14 protein-coding genes are annotated in these 19,185 nt (G+C 73.2%); 4 read left to right on the top strand and 10 right to left on the bottom strand.

Annotated elements, in window-relative coordinates; translation table 11 throughout:
- Window positions 1-16: 16 nt before the first annotated feature.
- The 4 genes from ABT403_RS19090 to nsdA form a co-directional block, all read right to left on the bottom strand.
- The gene (locus tag ABT403_RS19090; RefSeq protein WP_344170482.1) at window positions 17-2,449 is read right to left on the bottom strand and encodes a [protein-PII] uridylyltransferase; all 2,433 of its coding nucleotides are present in this window, start codon (window positions 2,447-2,449) and stop codon (window positions 17-19) included.
- A 19-nt stretch (window positions 2,450-2,468) separates the two neighbouring features.
- Window positions 2,469-2,807, bottom strand: coding sequence for a P-II family nitrogen regulator (locus ABT403_RS19085; RefSeq protein WP_344170479.1), 339 nt, complete (start codon window positions 2,805-2,807; stop codon window positions 2,469-2,471).
- Window positions 2,804-4,150, bottom strand: coding sequence for an ammonium transporter (locus ABT403_RS19080; protein WP_344170476.1), 1,347 nt, complete (start codon window positions 4,148-4,150; stop codon window positions 2,804-2,806). Before ABT403_RS19080 ends, ABT403_RS19085 begins: the two co-directional genes overlap by 4 nt.
- Before the next feature lie 262 nt (window positions 4,151-4,412).
- Window positions 4,413-5,906: a transcriptional repressor NsdA gene (gene nsdA, locus ABT403_RS19075; RefSeq protein ID WP_344170473.1), complete on the bottom strand. Its 1,494-nt coding sequence runs from the start codon at window positions 5,904-5,906 to the stop codon at window positions 4,413-4,415.
- Between the two features lie 406 nt (window positions 5,907-6,312).
- Here nsdA and ABT403_RS19070 point away from each other — a divergent pair, with 406 nt between their 5' ends.
- The gene (locus tag ABT403_RS19070; RefSeq protein ID WP_344170470.1) at window positions 6,313-6,981 is read left to right on the top strand and encodes a bifunctional DNA primase/polymerase; all 669 of its coding nucleotides are present in this window, start codon (window positions 6,313-6,315) and stop codon (window positions 6,979-6,981) included.
- 90 nt (window positions 6,982-7,071) lie between these two features.
- Here the strand turns inward: ABT403_RS19070 and ftsY are convergent, their stop codons facing one another.
- Complete coding sequence (ftsY, locus tag ABT403_RS19065; protein ID WP_344170467.1) at window positions 7,072-8,289, bottom strand: signal recognition particle-docking protein FtsY; 1,218 nt, start codon at window positions 8,287-8,289, stop codon at window positions 7,072-7,074.
- Window positions 8,290-8,436: 147 nt separating this feature from the next.
- Here ftsY and ABT403_RS19060 point away from each other — a divergent pair, with 147 nt between their 5' ends.
- Both ABT403_RS19060 and ABT403_RS19055 read left to right on the top strand, forming a co-directional pair.
- Window positions 8,437-9,906 carry a purine-cytosine permease family protein gene (locus ABT403_RS19060; RefSeq protein ID WP_344170464.1) on the top strand — a complete coding sequence of 490 codons (1,470 nt, stop codon included), beginning with the start codon at window positions 8,437-8,439 and terminating at the stop codon, window positions 9,904-9,906.
- Between the two features lie 63 nt (window positions 9,907-9,969).
- On the top strand, window positions 9,970-10,956 hold the full coding sequence (locus tag ABT403_RS19055; protein WP_344170461.1) for an LLM class flavin-dependent oxidoreductase: 987 nt from the start codon (window positions 9,970-9,972) through the stop codon (window positions 10,954-10,956).
- A 45-nt stretch (window positions 10,957-11,001) separates the two neighbouring features.
- On the opposite strand, the gene ABT403_RS19050 is transcribed toward ABT403_RS19055, so the two are convergent.
- The 4 genes from ABT403_RS19050 to ABT403_RS19035 form a co-directional block, all read right to left on the bottom strand.
- Window positions 11,002-12,438, bottom strand: a complete 1,437-nt coding sequence (locus ABT403_RS19050) for a sugar porter family MFS transporter (protein WP_344170458.1) — start codon at window positions 12,436-12,438, stop codon at window positions 11,002-11,004.
- Between the two features lie 182 nt (window positions 12,439-12,620).
- Window positions 12,621-16,442 (bottom strand): AAA family ATPase, encoded by a 3,822-nt coding sequence (locus ABT403_RS19045; RefSeq protein ID WP_344170455.1) that lies wholly within the window; start codon window positions 16,440-16,442, stop codon window positions 12,621-12,623.
- 248 nt (window positions 16,443-16,690) lie between these two features.
- The gene (locus tag ABT403_RS19040; RefSeq protein ID WP_042810367.1) at window positions 16,691-16,906 is read right to left on the bottom strand and encodes a hypothetical protein; all 216 of its coding nucleotides are present in this window, start codon (window positions 16,904-16,906) and stop codon (window positions 16,691-16,693) included.
- Window positions 16,907-17,273: 367 nt separating this feature from the next.
- Window positions 17,274-17,555, bottom strand: a complete 282-nt coding sequence (locus ABT403_RS19035; protein ID WP_344170451.1) for an acylphosphatase — start codon at window positions 17,553-17,555, stop codon at window positions 17,274-17,276.
- A gap of 130 nt (window positions 17,556-17,685) precedes the next feature.
- Between ABT403_RS19035 and ABT403_RS19030 the strand changes: the two genes are divergently transcribed.
- Window positions 17,686-18,525, top strand: a complete 840-nt coding sequence (locus tag ABT403_RS19030) for a CAP domain-containing protein (protein WP_344170448.1) — start codon at window positions 17,686-17,688, stop codon at window positions 18,523-18,525.
- A gap of 28 nt (window positions 18,526-18,553) precedes the next feature.
- Here ABT403_RS19030 and ABT403_RS19025 read toward each other — a convergent pair whose 3' ends face one another.
- Window positions 18,554-19,165: a flavodoxin family protein gene (locus ABT403_RS19025; protein WP_344170445.1), complete on the bottom strand. Its 612-nt coding sequence runs from the start codon at window positions 19,163-19,165 to the stop codon at window positions 18,554-18,556.
- Between the last annotated feature and the right edge of the window lie 20 nt (window positions 19,166-19,185).

The raw sequence follows: 19,185 nt of genomic DNA, 5'->3' as shown, positions 1-19,185 counted from the left end.
CGGGGTCGCCGGGCGGCTACGTCAGGGCGGACTGGACCCGGGCGGCGACGGCGGCGGCCGCCGGGGGCGGGAGGGGTTTGCCGTCCGGGTCGACCACGTAGACCGTGTCCACCGCGTTCGCCCCCAGGGTGGAGACGTGGGCGCTGCGGACCCGGACCCCCGCCGACTCCAGCGCCCGCCCGATCCGGTGCAGCAGCCCCATCGCGTCGGGGGCGCGGACCTCCAGGACCGTGGCCAGGGGCGAGACGTCCGGGACCACCGTGACGCGCGGCGGCGGCGGGACGACCCCGCGCCGGCGCGGGTACGCCGCCTCGCGGGCGGCCAGCTTCGCCGGGACGTCCAGCGAGCCGTCCAGCGCCCGCACCAGATCCGTCCGCAGCCGGGCCGCCTGCGGCAGCGCCCCGAACTCCGCGGCCACCCGCCACCGCAGCACCAGCACCTCGCCCAGGTGCTCCGGCAGCTCCAGGAACCGCAGGTCCGCCGCCCGCACCGTCAGCCGGTGCAGGGCCAGCACCCCGGACACCGCCGGGAGCACCCCCGGCTGGTCGGGGACGGCCACGACCAGCTCGACGCCGACGGCCTCGTCCTCCTCCTGCCGGGCGTGCAGGGTGAGCACCGGCTCCCCGGTGCGCAGCGCCTCCAGCGCCAGGCGCTCCTGTTCGGCGGTGGGGAGGTCCGGCTCGGGGCCGGCCGGCGGGGCCCCGCTCAGCACGGCGGCGACCCGCCGCACGAGGTCGGCCACCAGGGAGCCCCGCCAGGTGCTCCAGGCGGCGGGCCCGGTCGCGAGGGCGTCGGCCTCGGTGAGGGCGTGCAGGACCTCCAGGGTGCCGGTCGACCCGACGGCCCGGGCCACGGCGGTGACGGTCGCCGGGTCGTCGAGGTCACGGCGGGTCGCGGTGTCCACGAGCAGCAGGTGGTGGCGTACGAGGGTGCCCAGGACGGCGGTGTCCTCGGCGTCGAAGCCCACCCGCGCGGCCATGTCGCGCGCGATGGTCTCGCCGACGACGGAGTGGTCGCCGGGCCAGCCCTTGCCGATGTCGTGCAGCAGGGCCGCCATCAGCAGCAGGTCGGGGCGGCCGACCCGGCGGGTCAGCGCCGAGGCGCGTACGGCCGTCTCGATCAGGTGCCGGTCCACCGTCCAGGTGTGGACGGGGTTGTGCTGGGGGCGGCAGCGCACCCGCTCCCAGTCGGGCAGCAGCCGGCTGATCAGCCCCTCGGCCTCCAGCGCCTCCCAGACCCCCACCATCGGCTCGCCCGCGCCCAGCAGGGTCAGCAGCTGTTCCCGCGCCTCGGCCGGCCAGGGCACGGGCAGCGGCCGGGCCTGTGCCGCGAGCCGGCGCACGGCGTGCAGCGAGGCCGGCAGCCCGGCCTGCGCGGCGGCCGCCCCGAACCGCAGGGGCAGGACGGGATCGCGGTCGGGCCGGGCGGCGAGCGCGAGGACGGCCTCCCCCTCGGACTCCACCACCCCTTCGGCCAGCGGCGCCCGCTCGGCGGCGCCCGCCGCACCCCGGGTGCCCAGCAGCCCGCGCAGCCGCGGCCGGGCGGACCGGGCCCGCAGGACCCGTCCGACCTCCCGCCAGGTGACGTCGCCGGCGTAGTCGACCACCCGGGCGGCCTCGTACACCTCGCGCAGCAGCGCGTCCGCGTCGAGCAGCCCCAGCCGGGCGGCGACCTGGGGCTGTTCCTGGAGGGAGAGCCGGTCGGTGGCCCGGCCGGTGACCAGGTGCAGGGCGTCCCGCGCGTCCAGCAGCCGGCGCCGGGCCCCGTCGAGCCCCTCGCGCGGGGCGTCGGCCAGCCAGGACGCGGCGACGGCCCGCAGGGCGGTGGCGTCGCGGATCCCGCCGCGCGCCTCCTTCAGGTCGGGTTCCAGCAGGAACCGCAGCTCCCCGGCCCGTTCGGCGCGCTCGCGGCACAGGGCGTGGAGCTGCGGCAGCCGTCTGGCGGCCTGGTTGCGCCAGTCGGCGAGCACCGAGGTGCGCAGTCCGGCGAGGAGTCCGGCGTCGCCCGCGACGAGCCGGGCGTCCAGCAGCCCGAGGTGGGCCTTGAGGTCCTCGGCGGCGACCTTGCGGGCCTCGCCGGGGGTGCGCACGGAGTGGTCGAGGGCGACCCCGGTGTCCCAGACGGGGTACCAGAGGCGGTCGGCGAGGGCGCCCAGGGCCTGGGGGCGTGCCTTGCCGTCGTGGAGGAGCAGCAGGTCGAGGTCGCTGCGCGGGGAGAGTTCCCCGCGTCCGTAGCCGCCGACGGCGACGAGGGCCGCGCCCCGTACGCCGGCCTCCTGCGCGGCGGTGGCGAACAGCCCGGTCAGCCACCGGTCGGTCAGGGCGGACAGGCCGGAACGCCGGGACGGCCCGGACCGCGACTCCTCCCCGAGGAGTCGCAGCCGGGCCTCGGCGTATCCGCCGGGTCCGGGGCCGGTGGGGTCTTCCGTGGTCTCTTCGACGCTCGTCACCCGTGGCTCCCGTCGTCCGCTAGAGGGCGTCCGCGCCGCGTTCGCCGGTGCGGACCCGGACCACCGAGTCCACGGGGACGCTCCACACCTTGCCGTCGCCGATCTTCTCGGTGCGGGCGGCGCTGACGATGACGTTGATGAGCTCCTCGGCGTCGTCGTCGTCCGCGAGGACCTCGATGCGGATCTTGGGTACGAGGTCCACGGTGTACTCGGCGCCCCGGTAGACCTCGGTGTGGCCGCGCTGGCGGCCGTATCCGCTGGCCTCGGAGACGGTCAGGCCCTGGATGCCGAAGGCGTGGAGGGCTTCCTTGATGTCGTCGAGCTTGTAGGGCTTGACGATGGCGGTGATCAGCTTCATGCGTCGACCTTCTTGTTGGCGGCGGCCGCGGGGGCGTGGGAGGCGGCGGGGCGTGCGGAGACACCGCCGCCGGCGCCGCTGAAGTCGTAGGCGGTCTCGGCGTGCTCGGCCTGGTCGATGCCGGAGACCTCCACGTCCTCGGCGACCCGCATCCCCATGGTCTTGTCGATGAGGAAGGCCATGATCGCCGATACGACGAGGGAGTAGGCCAGAACGGAGAACACGCCGACGGCCTGCTTGCCGAGCTGCTCGAAGCCGCCGCCGTAGAAGAGGCCCTTGGCGTCGGACTGGACGCCGCCGGTGGCGAAGAGGCCGATGAGGAGGGAGCCGGCGACGCCGCCGACGAGGTGGACGCCGACCACGTCGAGGGAGTCGTCGTAGCCGAACCTGTACTTCAGGCCGACGGCCATGGCGCACAGCACACCGGCGATGGCGCCGACGGCGATCGCGCCGAGCGGGCTGACGGAGCCGCCGGCGGGGGTGATGGCGACGAGGCCGGCGACCGCGCCGGAGGCGGCGCCGAGGGTGGTGAAGGAGCCGTGGCGCAGCTTCTCGTAGGCGAGCCAGGCGAGCATGGCGGCGGCGGTGGCGACCTGGGTGTTGACGAACATGACGGCGCCGACGCCGTCGTCGTTGCCGAGCCAGGATCCGGCGTTGAAGCCGAACCAGCCGAACCAGAGCAGGCCGGCGCCGAGCATCACGAGGGGGAGGCTGTGCGGGCGCATCGGGTCCTTCTTGAAGCCGACGCGCTTGCCGATCACGAGGATGACGCCGAGGGCGGCGGCGCCCGCGTTGATGTGGACGGCGGTGCCGCCGGCGAAGTCGATGACGCCGAGCTTGAACAGCCAGCCGCCGGCGCCCCACACCCAGTGGGCGACGGGGAAGTAGACGACGGTGACCCACAGGGCGGTGAAGAGCACCCAGGCGCTGAACTTGACGCGGTCGGCGAGGGCACCGCTGATCAGGGCGGGGGTGATGACCGCGAACATCAGCTGGAAGACGGCGAAGACGTAGACGGGGATGGTGTAGCCGTCCCAGAGCTCGGTGAGGCCGATGCCGCTGAGGCCGACGTAGTCGGAGTTCCAGCCGATGACCGAGCCGGCGTCGGTGCCGAAGGCGAGGCTGAAGCCGTAGAGCACCCACAGGATCGTGACGATCCCCAGGCTGACGAAGCTCATCATCAGCATGTTGAGGCTGCTCTTGACGCGGACCATGCCTCCGTAGAAGAAGGCGAGTCCCGGGGTCATCAGCATGACCAGGGCGGAGCAGATGAGCATGAACCCGGTGTTCGCGGCAGACAGGGTCGGGGTGTCTGCAGCGAGGGTCGTGATGGCTGATGCCATCGGCGTCTCCTCGTCGTCGGTACGTTCGCGTGCGGGCGACCGTGGGGTACCTGAGCGGCGGCGTAAGGGCTGGCCGGTTATTGGCCCTGAGGTTCGCGCAGGCCGGTTTCCGGCGGCGCCGCTCGGTGTTTCGCCCCGATGACGAAGAGGTCGGGCGTGTTACGCCTGAATGAACCGGTGAGGTGCGGGTCCGGTCCGTGTCAGGTGGGGGTCAGGCGGGGGCCGGGTGGACGTCAGGCGTCCGCCGGGGCCCCGGGGCGGCTCAGACGGCCTCGGCGGCCTCGGGGAGGCGGGAGGCGAGGAGGTCGGTCAGCCGGACCACCTCGGCGACGTCGCCGTATTCACGGGCGGCGATGTCGACGGTCTTGCGGAGCCGGGTGTTCACCCGTTCGGAGCGCACCTTTCGCGCCACGCCGAGGGCCTGGTCGACGAGGACGGTCGCCTGCTCGGGTTCGCGCTGGAGCAGGTGGACGGTGGCCATGCCGATGAGGTTGAGGGCGTAGGAGCGCTGGTGGACCTCGTCCTTGGCGAAGAGTTCGACGGCCCGTTCCATGACGGGTTCGGCGAGGGAGGCGTACGTGGGGCTGCGCCCGGCGACGTAGGCCAGGTCGCGGTAGGAGTGGGAGTTCTCGCCGTTGAGTTCGGCCTCGGAGAAGAAGCCGATCCAGTCGGGTTCCGGTTCGCCGCCGAGGCCGACGTCGCCGAAGGTGTCCTCGGCCATGCGGACGGCCCGCTTGCAGCGGCTGGGCTGGCCCATGTTGGCGTAGGCGCGGGCCTCCATGGCGTAGAGCATGGCCTGGGTGCGCGGTCCGGCGCAGTCCCGGCTGCCGTACTGGGCGAGGTGGATGAGTTCCAGGGCGTCCTCGGGGCGGCCGAGGTGGATCATCTGGCGGCTCATGTTGGAGAGGATGTACGAGCCCAGCGGCTTGTCCCCGGCCTCCTTCGCGGCGTGCAGCGCGAGGACGAAGTACTTCTGGGCGGTGGGGTGCAGGCCGATGTCGTAGCTCATCCAGCCGGCGAGTTCGGCGAGTTCGGCCGCCACCTTGAAGAGCCGCTTCATGACGGGGGCCGGGTGGCTCTCCTGGAGCAGGTCGGTGACCTCGTGGAGCTGGCCGACGACGGCCTTGCGGCGCAGTCCGCCGCCGCACTGGGCGTCCCACTGGCGGAACATCACCGTGGTGGCCTCGAGGAGGTCGAGCTCGGGTTCGGAGAGGCGGGGCGGCCGGTAGCCGGAGGGGGCGACGGCCGGCCCGCCCGCGTCGCGCGCCGCCGGGTCGGCGGCCGGGGCCGGGACGAGCCAGCGCTGCATGGGCTCGATGAGGGCGGGGCCGGCGGAGAGGGCGAGGGAGGTCCCGAGGAAGCCGCGGCGGGCCAGCATGAGGTCGCTGCGGGAGAACTCGCTGAGCAGTTCCACGGTCTGCGGACCCGCCCAGGGCAGGTCGACGCCGGAGACGGAGGGGGTCTGGTGGGCGCTGCGCAGGCCGAGCTGTTCGATGGCGACGACGGCGCCGAAGCGTTCGGAGAAGAGCTCCGAGAGGATCCGCGGCACGGGTTCGCGGGGCTGTTCGCCGTCGAGCCAGCGGCGGACGCGGGAGGTGTCGGTGCTGATGTGGTGGGCGCCCATCTGGCGGGCCCGGCGGTTGACCTGGCGGGCGAGCTCGCCCTTGGACCAGCCGCTCCGGACGAACCAGGAGGTCAGCTGTTCGTTGCGGTCGGCTGATTCCCCGCCCGTTCCGCTTGCGCCGCTGCCGCTCACTGGAACGCCCCCATCCGCATCGCCTCTTCACACGAAACCCTGGCCGGGGCGGCCCCTGCCGCCTGGGACCTTCACAGGTCCTCCACACATTGCCTCCGGCATACCCACGGATGGGCCCGCCTCCGGGGTTCGTGCACCGAAAGTAATCCTACGATCACCCCGTCAGCGAGGTCGATTCCAGAAACGCCACCATTCGCCACCCCTTCGAATGAACTCGCCACCGGCCAGGCGCGATTCACTTGACAGGAAGGCGAAACGGAACGGTTGGACGGGAGCACGCCCGGGGCGCGCGCGGCGGGGAGTGCGCCGGGCGGTCTCGGTGGAGGGCGCGCTCCACCCGGCCTCCGAGAGGTCTCGCCGACGTCGTAACCACCGGCGCGTCCGACCCGTTGGAGGGGGCATGGGCATGGGCTTCACGATCGGCGGCAGCCGCGGCACCAAGGAATTCCGTTCCGGCGTCCGGCGCCGCGGCCGCACCTCGGAGTGCACGACGGTGGCGGAGTACACCGGCCTCTGGGGCTGGGACGCGGTCCCCGGCGCCCGTGCCGCGGCTCCGGCCCGCGACTGCTCCTGCGGTCATACGAACTGCCTCACGCCGGGGGCGCATCCGCTGGCCTTCGCTCCCACCGTCCCCGGCGGCGCCACCCTGGACGAGGTCACGGAGCTCTGGGGCGAGTACCCGGGCGCGGCGATCCTGCTCCCGGTCGGCCGCGCCTTCGACGTCATCGAGGTCTCGGCGGAGGCGGGGCGGCGCGCGCTGGTCCGCATGGAGCGGATGGGCCTGCCGCTGGGTCCGGTGACGGCCACCCCGGACGGCCGGGCGCAGTTCTTCGTGGCCCCCGGCGCCGCGGCCGAGCTGCCCGACCTGCTGTACCGGATGGGCTGGGACGACGCGGACCTGGACCTGCGCGCCCTGGGCCACGGCGCCTTCCTGACCGCCCCGCCCTCCGACCACGCGGGCCTCGGCCCGGCCGTCTGGCTGCGCGGGCCCGCGCTGGACTGTGCGGGCGGGCCCCCGCAGGCCCGGCTGCTGCTGGGCACCCTCGCCTACACCTGCCACCGCTTCCGGCGCTGACCTCCCGCCCGCGCCCCCGCACACGGCAGTGCCCCCGCGCCCGGAACACCGGGACGCGGGGGCACTCGTCTGCGGAGCGGGTCCGGCCGCTCAGTCGCCGATCAGGGCGTCCACGAACGCCTCCGGCTCGAAGGGGGCCAGGTCGTCCGCGCCCTCACCGAGGCCGATCAGCTTGACCGGGACGCCCAGCTCGCGCTGGACGGCCACGACGATGCCGCCCTTGGCGGTGCCGTCGAGCTTGGTGAGCACGATGCCGGTGATGTCGACGACCTCGGCGAACACGCGCGCCTGGGTCAGGCCGTTCTGGCCGGTGGTGGCGTCGAGGACCAGCAGGACCTCGTCCAGCGGGCCGTGCTTCTCCACGACGCGCTTGACCTTGCCGAGCTCGTCCATGAGGCCGGTCTTGGTGTGCAGGCGGCCGGCGGTGTCGATGAGCACGACGTCCGCGCCCTCGGCGATGCCCTCCTTGACCGCGTCGTAGGCGATCGACGCCGGGTCGCCGCCCTCGGGGCCGCGCACGGTACGGGCGCCCACGCGCTCGCCCCAGGTCTGGAGCTGGTCGGCGGCGGCGGCGCGGAAGGTGTCGGCCGCGCCGAGGACCACGCTGCGGCCGTCGGCGACGAGCACACGGGCGAGCTTGCCGGTGGTGGTGGTCTTGCCGGTGCCGTTGACGCCGACGACCATCACGACGGCCGGGGTCTCGACGCCGCTCTCGGTCTTCACGGCGCGGTCGAAGTCGGTGCCCACGAGGGCGACCAGCTCCTCCTTCAGCAGGCCGCGCAGCTCGGCGGGGGTGCGGGTGCCGAGCACCTTGACCCGCTCGCGCAGCCGCTCCACGAGCTCCTGGGTGGGCGCGACGCCGACGTCGGCGATGAGGAGGGTCTCCTCGATCTCCTCCCAGGTGTCCTCGTCGAGGTGCTCGCGCGAGAGCAGCGTGAGCAGGCCCTTGCCGAGGGAGTTCTGCGAACGGGCGAGCCGTGCGCGCAGCCGGACCAGGCGGCCGGCCGTGGGCTCGGGCACCTCGATCTCGGGTGCGGCCGGGGCCTCGGGCTCCGCGGCCGGCGCCTCCACCGGAGCCTCGGCCTCCGCCTGCGGGAGTCCGACCTCCTCGATGGTGCGGCGCGGCTCTTCCGCCGTCTCTACGGCGTCCTCCCCCACCTGCGGTTCGGCAGGCGGGGCAGTGATGGTCGGCGTGCTCGGCGGCGCCGTGGGGGGCAGCTGCTTCTTCTTGCGGCTGCTGACCACGAGCCCGCTGATCGCGCCGACCGCGACCAGGGCGATGACTACAGCAAGGATCAGGATTTCCATAACGGACCCAGTATCGGACACGGGTCGCCCCGCAGCCCGGACCTTGGACGTTCCCACCGGGCCCTAAGCCTCTATTTGTGGTCTTAACGTCAAATCTACGATGATGGGCAACTTGTCCCCCGACCAGTCCGCCCGCACGGAGTACGCATGCCTGCCGCAGAGAACGCCGCCGACGGCGCAGTCGAGAGCCGGGGCCTGGAGCCCGTACCGGACGGTGAGCGCGGCGGCCGGGTCCGCGAGCTCGTCCCCACCTGGGTCGCCGCCAACATCAGCGTGCTGCTGCTCACCATGGGCGCCGGGCTGGTGATCTTCAACCGGCTGAACATCTGGCAGGTGCTGGTCGTCGCCGTGGCCGCGCCGGTCGTCTCGTACGGGCTGGTCGGGCTGATCTCGATCGCCGGCAAGCGCGGCGGCGCCCCCGGCATGGCGCTGTCGCGGGCCGTCTTCGGCCAGCGCGGCAACCTCTTCCCCGGGGCGCTGATCTGGGTGGCCCGCTGGGGCTGGGAGACGATCAACGCGGTCAGCGGCGCCTACGCCGTCCTGACCGTCCTCGACCTGCTCTTCGGGGTCAAGAGCAACACCGCCCTGATCGTCGTCACCCTGCTGTTCTTCGTGGGCTGCACCTTCGTGGTGTCGGGGCTCGGGATCAACGCGCTGCGCGTCTGCTCGACCTGGTCGACGTACCTCTTCGGCGCCTTCAGCGTGCTCGTCCTCGGCTACCTGCTCTTCACCACCGACTGGGACGCCGTCCTCGGCAAGCCGGCCGGTTCCACGGCGATGATGATCGCGGGCATCGGCACCATCGCGGCGGGCGGCATCAGCTGGGTGCCGTCCGGCCCGGACTTCACCCGTTACCTGCCCCGGACCGCCTCCGCCAAGGGCGTGGTGGGCGCGACGATCGGCGGCGCCGGGGTGGTCGTGCTGCCCATGGTGCTGATGGGCGCGGTGATGGCGGTCGGCACGCCGGACCTGGCCAGCGCGCAGGACCCGGTCTCCTTCATCGGCGAGCTGCTGCCGACCTGGATCGCGGTCCCGTACCTGCTGATCGCCCTGCTCGGGATGCTGCTGATCAACTCGATGTCGATGTACTCCGCCGGCTTCACCGCGCAGACCCTCGGCATCAAGGTGCCGCGCGCCTGGGCGGTCAGCGTCAACGCGGTCATCAGCCTGGTCTTCGGCTTCCTGCTGATGGTGGTCGCGACCGGGTTCTTCAGCTCGTTCATCTCCTTCCTGACCCTGCTGGCCGTGGCCTTCTCGGCCTGGATCGGGGTCTTCGGCGTGGACATGCTGCGCCGCACCTCCTACGACGGCGCGGCGCTCCTGGACACCACCCGCACCAGCGCCTACTGGTACCGGGGCGGCTTCGCCTGGCAGGCGATGACGGCCTGGGGGCTGGCCCTGGTGGCGGGCACGCTGTTCACGAAGACGGACTGGTTCACCGGCCCGCTCGCCACGACCTGGATCGGCGAGAACGGCCTGGGCTGGGTGGCCGGCATCCTCACCTCCGGCGCGCTGTACGCCGTCCTGCCGCGCGCGGCCCGCCCCGCCCCGGCGGAGCCGTCCGGGGCCGGGGAGCCCGCCGACGGGCGCGAGCCCGCCGGAACCCTGTTCATCTGACGCCTCGTCAGCTAGCCTCCCCCTTCGCCCGACCGACCGCATCCGGCGAAGGGGAACCCCTCCATGCCCATCACCGTGGCCCGCTTCAACCTCGTCGACCCGAACGGCACCCCCGCGAGCCTCGCCGCGCGCTACCAGGCGGCGGTGGAGATGGCCCGCTACGCCGACGAGCACGGGATCGACACGGTCCAGACCGAGGAGCACCACGGCACGGACAACCACTGGCTGCCCTCCCCCTTCGCGTTCGCGGGCGCGGTGCTCGGCGCCACCCGGCGGATCGCGGTCACCGTGTCGGCGATCATCGGCCCGCTGCACGACCCGCTGAAGGTGGCCGAGGACATCGCCGTCCTGGACCTGATCGGCGGCGGGCGGCTGGTGACGGTGGCGGGCATCGGCTACCGGCCCGAGGAGTACGAGCAGCACGGGGTGGAGTGGGGGCGGCGCGGCCGGCTCCAGGACGAGCTGCTGGAGACCCTGCTCAAGGCGTGGACCGGCGAGCCCTTCGAGTTCCGCGGCCGCACGGTGAAGGTGACGCCGGTGCCCTTCACCCAGCCGCACCCGATGCTGCTGGTGGGCGGGAGCTCGAAGGCGGCGGCGCGGCGGGCGGCCCGGCTGGGCCTGCCCTTCTTCCCGAGCGCCCACCTGCCGGAGCTGGAGGAGTACTACCGGGAGCGGCTCGCCGAGTACGGCACCGAGGGCTTCTGCATGATGCCGGCGGAGCGGACGCCTCTGCTGCACGTCGCGGAGGACCCGGACCTGGCGTGGGAGCGGTACGGGGGCCACTTCCTGCACGAGGCGGGGATGTACGCGTCCTGGCAGTCCAAGGACATCCGCTCGGCGGTCCGCTCCGGCGCCCGCACGGTCGAGGAGCTGCGGGCCGAGGGGGTCTACCGGATCCTCTCCCCGCAGGAGGCGGTGGCGTACGGCCGGGAGGCGGGCGAGGCGGGCAACCTGGTGCTGCACCCGCTGTGCGGCGGGATGCCGCTGGAGGAGGGGTGGCGCAGCCTGCGGCTGCTGTGCGAACGGGTGCTGCCCCGGCTCAGGGACTGAGCCGGGGCAGCACCGCGGAGGAGAGGGGGTGGTGGCGGGGGTTGGTTACCCCATCTCCTCCAACGCCTTGCCCTTGGTCTCCGGCACCCACTTGAGGATGAAGGGGATCGAGAGCACGGCGAAGACCGTGTAGATGACGTACGCCCCGGACAGGTTCCAGTCCGACAGGGTCGGGAAGGTGACGGTGATCAGCCAGTTGGCGACCCACTGGGCGGCGGCGGCCACACCGAGCGCGGCGGCGCGGATGCGGTTGGGGAACATCTCGCCGAGCAGCACCCAGACCACCACGCCCCACGACAGGGCGAAGAAGAGCACGAAGGCGTGCGCGGCGATCAGGGCGACGGTGCCCTGGGCCTCCGGCATGGAGATCTCGCCGGCGACGTCGCTCTTGTACGAGAACGCCCAGGCGCACAGGCCCAGCGAGAGCGCCATGCCCGCCGAGCCGATCAGCGCGAGCGGCTTGCGGCCGATGCGGTCGACGAAGATCATCGCGATCACCGTGCCGATGATGTTGATGATCGACGTGGTGAAGGAGTACAGGAACGAGCTGGTCGGGTCGATGCCGACGGACTGCCACAGCGAGGAGCTGTAGTAGAAGATCACGTTGATGCCGACGAGCTGCTGGAAGACCGAGAGGCCGATGCCGATCCAGACGATGGGCAGCAGGCCGAAGCGGCCGCCGAGCAGGTCCTTGAAGGTCGACTTGTGCTCGGAGCGCATCGCCGACTCGATCTCGGCGACGCGGGCGTCGAGGTCCGTGCCCGAGCCCTCGACCTCGGCGAGCACCGAGCGCGCCTCGGCGGTGCGGCCGACGGAGATCAGGAAGCGCGGGGACTCGGGGATGACGAAGGACATCAGCCCGTAGAGGACGGCGGGGACGACCATCACGCCGAGCATCCACTGCCAGGCTTCCAGGCCGCCGACCTTGCCGCGCTGGTCGCCGTCGGCAAGGTTCAGGATGCCCCAGTTGACCAGCTGCGAGATGGCGATGCCGATGACGATGGCGGCCTGCTGGAAGGAGGCGAGCCGGCCGCGGTAGGCGGGCGGGGAGACCTCGGCGATGTAGGCGGGGCCGATGACGGAGGCCATGCCGATGCCGAAGCCGCCGATCACGCGCCAGACGGCGAGGTCCCAGAGGGCGAAGGGCAGGGCCGAGCCGATGGCGCTCGCGGTGAACAGGACGGCCGCGATCTGCATGCAGCGGATCCGGCCGATCCGGTCGGCGATCCGGCCGGCGGTGGCGGCGCCGATGGCGCAGCCGATCAGCGCGGCGGCGATCACCTGGGCGAGCGCGCCGGATCCGATGTCGAAGCGGTCGCGGATGGCCACGACGGCGCCGTTGATCACGGAACTGTCGTAGCCGAAGAGGAAACCGCCCATCGCGGCGGCCGCGGTGATGAAGATGACGTGGCCGAGGTGATCGGGCTGGGACGCGTTTCCGCCGCCGCCCGACGCCGCAGACTGCGCTGTGCTGCTGGTCAAGGTGAGCTCCGTGGGGGTTCTGTCCGTATCTCCTAGTGGCGCACAGGTCAAGATCGGGCACCACCCGGAGCCGGGAGACAGCCCAGAGCTTATGTGTTCATTTCCTGAAGTCAATAGCTGATACGAAGGGAACAGTGTGGTCTAAATCCAGCCACTGTCTTCACTTTTTAAACGATCAACCTTCAGCGGAGGCGCTGGCTGATCACCTTCGACACCCCGTCGCCCTGCATCGAGACCCCGTAGAGGGCGTCCGCGACCTCCATGGTCCGCTTCTGGTGGGTGATGACGATCAGCTGCGAGCTCTCCTGGAGCTCCTCCATGATCCGGATCAGCCGCTGGAGGTTGGTGTCGTCCAGGGCGGCCTCGACCTCGTCCATCACGTAGAACGGGCTGGGCCGCGCCTTGAAGATGGAGACCAGCAGCGCCACGGCCGTCAGCGACCGCTCGCCACCGGACAGCAGGGACAGCCGCTTGACCTTCTTGCCCGGCGGGCGGGCCTCCACGTCCACGCCGGTGGCCAGCATGTTCTCCGGGTCCGTGAGCACCAGACGGCCCTCGCCGCCCGGGAACAGCCGCGAGAACACCCCCTCGAACTCGCGGGCGGTGTCGCGGTAGGCCTCGGTGAACACCTGCTCCACCCGCTGGTCCACCTCCTTCACCACTTGAAGGAGGTCGGCACGCGTCTTCCTCAGGTCCTCCAGCTGCTCGCTGAGGAACTGGTGGCGCTCCTCCAGGGCCGCGAACTCCTCCAGCGCGAGCGGGTTGACCTTGCCGAGCTGCTGGTAGGCGCGCTCGGCGGCCTTGAGCCGCTTCTCCTGGCGGGCCCGGTCGAAGGGGCCGGGCCGGTTGCGGGGGTGGCCGGGGTCCTCCGGGAGCACCTCGCCCTCGGCGGGCGGGGACGGCGGCACCGGCTGGTCGGGCCCGTACTCCGCGACGAGCGCGGCGGGCTCCACGCCGAGCTCCTCCAGGGCACGGGTCTCCAGCTGCTCGATGCGCAGCCGCTTCTCGGCGCCGAGCACCTCGCCCCGGTGCACCGAGTCGGTGAGCTTGTCGAGCTCGCCCTTGAGGTCACGGGCCCGGCCCCGGGCCTCGCCCAGCTCCCGCTCGCGCAGCCCCCTGGCCTCCTCGGCGGCCGCACGCTCCCGCTCCGCCCGGCCGACGGACACCTCCAGGTGCGCCAGCAGCTGGCGGGCCCCGTCCGCGACGGCCCGGGCGACCCCGGCCTCGTACCGCATCCGCTCCCGGCGCCGCTCGGCCCGCGCCCGCGCCTCACGCTCGGCCCGGGCGCCCCGGTCGAGCGCGTCCGCCCTTCCCGCGAGTCCCCGCACGCGCTCCTCGTGGGTGCGCAGCTGGAGCCGCGCCTCCATCTCGGTCTGCCGCGCGTTGGCCCCGTCGGCGGCGAGACGGTCCCGCGCGAAGGTGTCGGGGTCCTCCTCGACGGGCATCTCCTCCACGGCCGCGAGCCGCTCCGCGCACTCCTCGACGTCGACCCGCGCGCGCTCCAGCGACTCCTCGGCGGCGGCCACGGCCAGGGCGGCGCGCTCCGCCTCGCCGAGGGCCGCCTTCGCCTGCCCGGCCAGCCGGCCGAGCTGCTGCGCCGCCCCGGCCCGGGCCTGCTCCCCGGCCCGCCGCAGCTCACCGAGCTCCTCGACCCGGGCGGCGGCGCCGGCCCGCAGCGACCGGGCCTCCTCCTCGGCTCCGGCCAGCTCCCGGCACTCCCGCTCCAGCCGCTCCAGCTCCGCGTCCGCCTCGTCCACGGCGGCCTGCACCTCGATGAGGCTGGGCGCGCCGGCGGACCCGCCGTGCGCGAGGTGCGCTCCGAGCACGTCCCCCTCGGCGGTCACGGCGACGAGCTCGGGCCGCGCGGCGACCACCGCCTCGGCCTCCTTCAGGGTCCCGACGACCACGTGGCCCCGCAGCACCCACGCCACGGCCCGCACGACCTCGGCGTCCCCCCGCACCAGCCCGGCGGCCTCGCGGTACCCCTCCCCGACGACCTGAAGCCCCGCCGGCCCCCGGGGGGCGGGGTCCGCAGCGGAGCCCTCCTCGCGGCGGAGCCGCACCTCGGCGCTGCCGGAAGGGGCGGGCTGGGGGACGTCCCCGGCCCCCCGGACCTGCCCGGGCAGCCCGGCACCGCCCGGGACAACGCCACCGGGGGCAGCCGCCTGCCCCGGAACGCCGGCCGGGACCTGGGCGGAAGCCGGGGCCGAGGCCGATGTCGAGGCCGGGTCCGGCGTCGGGGCCGACGTCGCGGCCGGGGCCGGGGCCGACGTCGGGGCCGAGGCCGGGTCCGGGGCGATCAGGAGCGTGGCCCGGCCCGCGTCGGTCTCGCGCAGGTGCCGGATGGCGGCGGCCGCGGCCCCCGCCGAACCGACGGCCAGGGCGTCCGCCGCGGAGCCGAGTGCCGCGGCCACCGCGACCTCGTACCCCGCCTCCACCGACACCCGCTCCGCCGCAGGTCCCAGCACCCCCGCCAGCCGCTCCCGCGCCGCGAGCAGCGCCCCGGTCCCGTCCTTGCGCCGCAGCCCCAGCGCGAGCGCCTCCCGCCGCGCCGAGACCGCCGCGCGGGACCGTTCCGCCGTGGTCCGCGCCTCCCGGGCCGTCGCCAGCGCGGCCTCCGCCCCGGCCAGCCCGGCCCGCGCCGCCTCGTACTCCCCCTCCTCCGAGGAGGGGTCCTCCGCTTCGCCGACCTCCTCGGCCAGCGCCTCGTACTCCTCCCGCGCCTCCTGCGCCCGGGCCCGCGCCCCGTCCCGGGCCGCCAGCAGCCGGTCGATCTCCGACTGGGCCGCCCCCGCCCGGGAGCGGGCGGCGCCCAGCCGCCCGGTGAGCCGGGCCAGCTCCTCGCGCCGGTCGGCGACGGCCCTCGCGGCGTCCCGCAGCCGCTTCTCCTCCTCGGCGAGGGCCCGCTCCAGCTCGGCCCGGTGCGCGGCGGTGTCCTCCAGGGCCCGTTCGGAGGCTTCGAGGGCGGCCGTCAGCTCCGCCTCCTGCTCGCGGATCCGGGCGGCCTCCCGCTCCATGTCCTCGGGATCACGGCCCCGCCGCTCCTCCTCCACGGGCGCCGACGCGCTCTTGACCCGCGCCTGGGCCAGCGACTCGGTGCCGCGCACCCGCTCGGCCAGCTGGGCGAGCTCGTGCCAGGTCTGCTGGGCCCGCTGGAGCCGGGGCGCGAGCCGCCGTACCGATTCCTCCAGCTCGGCCTCACGGCGCAGCGCCTGCGCGAGGTCCCGTTCGGCGGACTCCTTGCGCTCCTTGAGGGCGGCCTCGTCGGCGATCTCCGCGTCCAGCGCCGCCCGCAGCGCGACCAGGTCGTCGGCGAGCAGGCGCAGCCGCGCGTCGCGCAGGTCGGCCTGGATCACGGCCGCCCGCCGGGCCACCGCCGCCTGCCTGCCCAGGGGCTTGAGCTGCCGGCGCAGCTCGTCGGTGAGGTCCTGCACCCGCGCGAGGTTGGCCTGCATCGCGTCGAGCTTGCGCAGCGCCTTCTCCTTGCGCTTGCGGTGCTTCAGTACGCCGGCGGCCTCCTCGATGAAGGCGCGGCGGCCCATCGGGTCGGCGTGCAGGACGGAGTCGAGCTGGCCCTGTCCGACGATGACGTGCATCTCGCGGCCGATGCCGGAGTCGGAGAGGAGTTCCTGGATGTCGAGGAGCCGGCAGGTGTCCCCGTTGATCTGGTACTCGCTGCTGCCGCCGCGGAACATGATCCGCGTGATGGTGACCTCGGCGTACTCGATCGGCAGGGCGCCGTCGGAGTTGTCGATGGTGAGGGAGACCTCGGCGCGGCCGAGGGGCGGGCGGCCCGTCGTGCCGGCGAAGATGACGTCCTCCATCTTTCCGCCGCGCAGGGACTTGGCCCCCTGCTCTCCCATGACCCAGGACAGCGCGTCCACCACGTTGGACTTGCCGGAACCGTTGGGGCCCACGACACAGGTGATGCCCGGCTCGAAGCGGAGGGTGGTGGCGGAGGCGAAGGATTTGAAGCCGCGCAGGGTCAGGGACTTGAGGTGCACGCCGCCGGACTCTACCTTTCACGTTCCGTTTCGCCCATGAAGGTGCAGGGCACATCAGACGTTAAAGGAACGAGCCCCCCACCTGGCCCAATGCGCTCGTGGCGCACCGGGCCCGGTGGCCGGCACCCTGCGGGGTACCGAGGCGGGAGCCGCAAGAAAGAAGGGACGCCGGAGCGTCCCTTGCAGGATCATGCGGAGCCCTTGCAGATCGTGCTGGGCAGGAGTCGAACGACGGGATGGGTCGCGGATCAGGTGAGCGCAGGCTCCGCCTGGGATACGTCGAGGTCCATGCTGCCGAGCAGCGAGTCCCCGTGCTGAGCGGCGGCCGCGGTCAGAGCGTCGTTCTCGGACTGGATCCGTCCGAGCTCGGACTCGAGGTCCTGGACGCGCTGCTGAAGCCGTCGCATCTCGGCGAGGAGTCGCGGGTCGGAGCCGCCGACGTAACCGAGAAGCGCCTTTGCCATGATGGATGGTCCTCCACACTGAGTGACCGACCGAAGCGGTGTGGGTCGTGAGGGAATCGCACCCGCGGATGTCCGGCAGCGACTGTCAGTCACTGCACTCGTTCTCTTGCTTACGCTGCCTACTGCCAGCACTGCCAAACAGCTCAGGTGCGCGGGGCTTCCAGCGTCTCACCAAAAAGTTTGACGGTCAACACGATCACGCCCCGTATCGGCGGGCATCCCGGCCCTCGTGGGGGGCGTGGAGATCATCCTCATCTCCGAGCCTTCCACGGTTCGCCGGCGACGGCAACGGGTCGACGGCGAATGCGCAGTTCCGACCGGGTGCGGACCGTCCACGGATCTGATCAGTTCATGATCGGTCGATAGATCACCGGATCTCGAACCCGTCGTAGCCACCGCGCGGTGTGCCCCAGATCTCCGTCACCCCGTCCACCCGTCCGGGCGTGTCGCCCTCGCGGAGCCAGGCGAGCAGCCGGTGGCAATTCTCACGTTGACCTTCGGCCACCACCTGCACCCGGCCGTCGTCGAGGTTGAGCGCGAAGCCGGCCAGCCCGCCGATCTCCAGGGCATTGGCCCTGGTGAACCAACGGAAGCCCACTCCCTGTACACGGCCGCGCACCCAGGCGGTCATGCGGACATCTTCATTCATGCAAGAACGCTAACCGGGCCGGGGCTCCTTGATCCCCTCGCCCCTGTGCGGCATGGGCTACAGTCCCCCACCAATGACTCACCCGTTCGGGTGAGCAAAGTTAGATCTTGCAAAGAAGGGGCCGCGACCGATGGGCCGTCACCGACTCCACGCCGCGCCGCGCCGCGGTGTCAGGCGCACCGCCGTGCGTACCGGCCTGCTCGGCGTCTCCGTGGCCGTGGTCCTCGGCACGGCGGCCGTCACGACCGGTTTCGTGCCGGTCGGCGGCTCCTTCCCGTACGTCGGCACGGGCTCCGCCGACAGGACCGAGGCGCGGGCGAAGCCCTCCCCGGGCCCGGACCGCAAGCTGGAGCAGGGCGGTCTGGCGAACCTGTCGGGCCGCTCCGCGGACGGCGCCGGCGCGGGCACCCCGTCGGGCACCCCCTCGGCCTCCCCGAGCCCTTCGGCCTCGCCGTCCCCCTCGGCCTCGCCGACGCCCACGCCCTCCCCCTCGGCGTCCACCAGGGCGCCGGAGAAGACCGCCGCCCCGCAGCCCCCGAAGGCGGCCGCCCCCAAGCCGGCGGCGCCCAGGCCCCCGGCCGCCGGGGACGCGAACCCGTCCGCCGAGGCCCAGGTCCTCGCCCTGGTCAACCAGGAGCGCGCCCAGGCCGGCTGCGTGCCGGTCCGGGCGAACCCGCCGCTGGCCTCGCTGGCGGCCGCCTTCAGCAAGGACATGGCCGTACGGAGCTTCTTCGACCACACCGACCCGGACGGGAACACCCCCTGGCAGCGGGCGCAGAACGCCGGCATCTCCGGGATGGGCGGCGAGAACATCGCGCGCGGCCAGGGTGACGCCAAGACGGTGATGGAGTCCTGGATGAACAGCCCGGGCCACCGGGCGAACATCCTCAACTGCGAATTCCGCACCCTCGGCGTGGGCGTCTACTTCGGGGCCGGCGGTCCCTGGTGGACCCAGGACTTCGGCTTCTAGAGCCGGACCGCCCGCCCCGGAGCCGGGATCAGACCGCGGCCGCGGCCAGCGCCGCCCGGCCCGCCACCACGACGCGGGTGTGCTCGGCGACCCGGCGGCCGAGGTGCTCGGCGGTGGCGATGTCGGCCTTGTGCACGGCCTCCGGGCCCTCGTCGGCGTTGCTCTGGGCGGCCGCGCCGGAGGAGAAGCCCAGGCGGTTGAGGTCGAACTCGCTGCCGGTGGAGGAGTTCCAGCCCGGCTTCAGACCGAGGTTCACCCAGCTCATGCCGTGCTGCGAGGCCAGCATCTGGAAGTACTGCAGGGTGTTCAGCTTGTCGCCGGACTTGGACGCGGAGTTGGTGAAGCCCGCCGCCACCTTGTCCTGCCAGGCGTCGCCGAACCAGCGCTTCGAGGTGGCCTCGGCGAAGACGTGGAAGGCGCCGGAGGCGGTGCCCATGTAGGTCGGGGAGCCGAAGACGATCGCGTCGGAGGCGTCGAGGAGTTCCCACTCGGCGTCGGTGATCTCGTCGACCTTGACGACGTGCACGGTCGCCCCGGCCGCGGCGGCGCCGGCCCGGACGGCCTCGGCGACGACGGCGGTGTGCCCGTAGCCGGAGTGGTAGGCGATCGAGACGACGGGGGCGGGGAGGGTGGCAGACATGGTTGTGCTCCTAGAGGGCT

Origin of the sequence: Streptomyces sp. NPDC000075, from assembly GCF_040301925.1 — a bacterium.
Lineage (GTDB): Bacteria > Actinomycetota > Actinomycetes > Streptomycetales > Streptomycetaceae > Streptomyces > Streptomyces polychromogenes.
Note: the sequence above shows the minus strand (reverse complement) of the source record. Positions and strands in the feature narration are given on the sequence as shown.

What these genes read in the sequence shown, in the direction of transcription:
- ABT403_RS19035 (WP_344170451.1), bottom strand. Translation starts at nt 17,555, where the DNA reads ATGAATGAAGATGTCCGCATGACCGCCTGGGTGCGCGGCCGTGTACAG.
- ftsY (WP_344170467.1), bottom strand. Translation starts at nt 8,289, where the DNA reads ATGGAAATCCTGATCCTTGCTGTAGTCATCGCCCTGGTCGCGGTCGGC.
- ABT403_RS19055 (WP_344170461.1), top strand. Translation starts at nt 9,970, where the DNA reads ATGCCCATCACCGTGGCCCGCTTCAACCTCGTCGACCCGAACGGCACC.
- ABT403_RS19070 (WP_344170470.1), top strand. Translation starts at nt 6,313, where the DNA reads ATGGGCTTCACGATCGGCGGCAGCCGCGGCACCAAGGAATTCCGTTCC.
- ABT403_RS19025 (WP_344170445.1), bottom strand. Translation starts at nt 19,165, where the DNA reads ATGTCTGCCACCCTCCCCGCCCCCGTCGTCTCGATCGCCTACCACTCC.
- ABT403_RS19085 (WP_344170479.1), bottom strand. Translation starts at nt 2,807, where the DNA reads ATGAAGCTGATCACCGCCATCGTCAAGCCCTACAAGCTCGACGACATC.
- ABT403_RS19040 (WP_042810367.1), bottom strand. Translation starts at nt 16,906, where the DNA reads ATGGCAAAGGCGCTTCTCGGTTACGTCGGCGGCTCCGACCCGCGACTC.
- ABT403_RS19080 (WP_344170476.1), bottom strand. Translation starts at nt 4,150, where the DNA reads ATGGCATCAGCCATCACGACCCTCGCTGCAGACACCCCGACCCTGTCT.
- ABT403_RS19030 (WP_344170448.1), top strand. Translation starts at nt 17,686, where the DNA reads ATGGGCCGTCACCGACTCCACGCCGCGCCGCGCCGCGGTGTCAGGCGC.
- ABT403_RS19060 (WP_344170464.1), top strand. Translation starts at nt 8,437, where the DNA reads ATGCCTGCCGCAGAGAACGCCGCCGACGGCGCAGTCGAGAGCCGGGGC.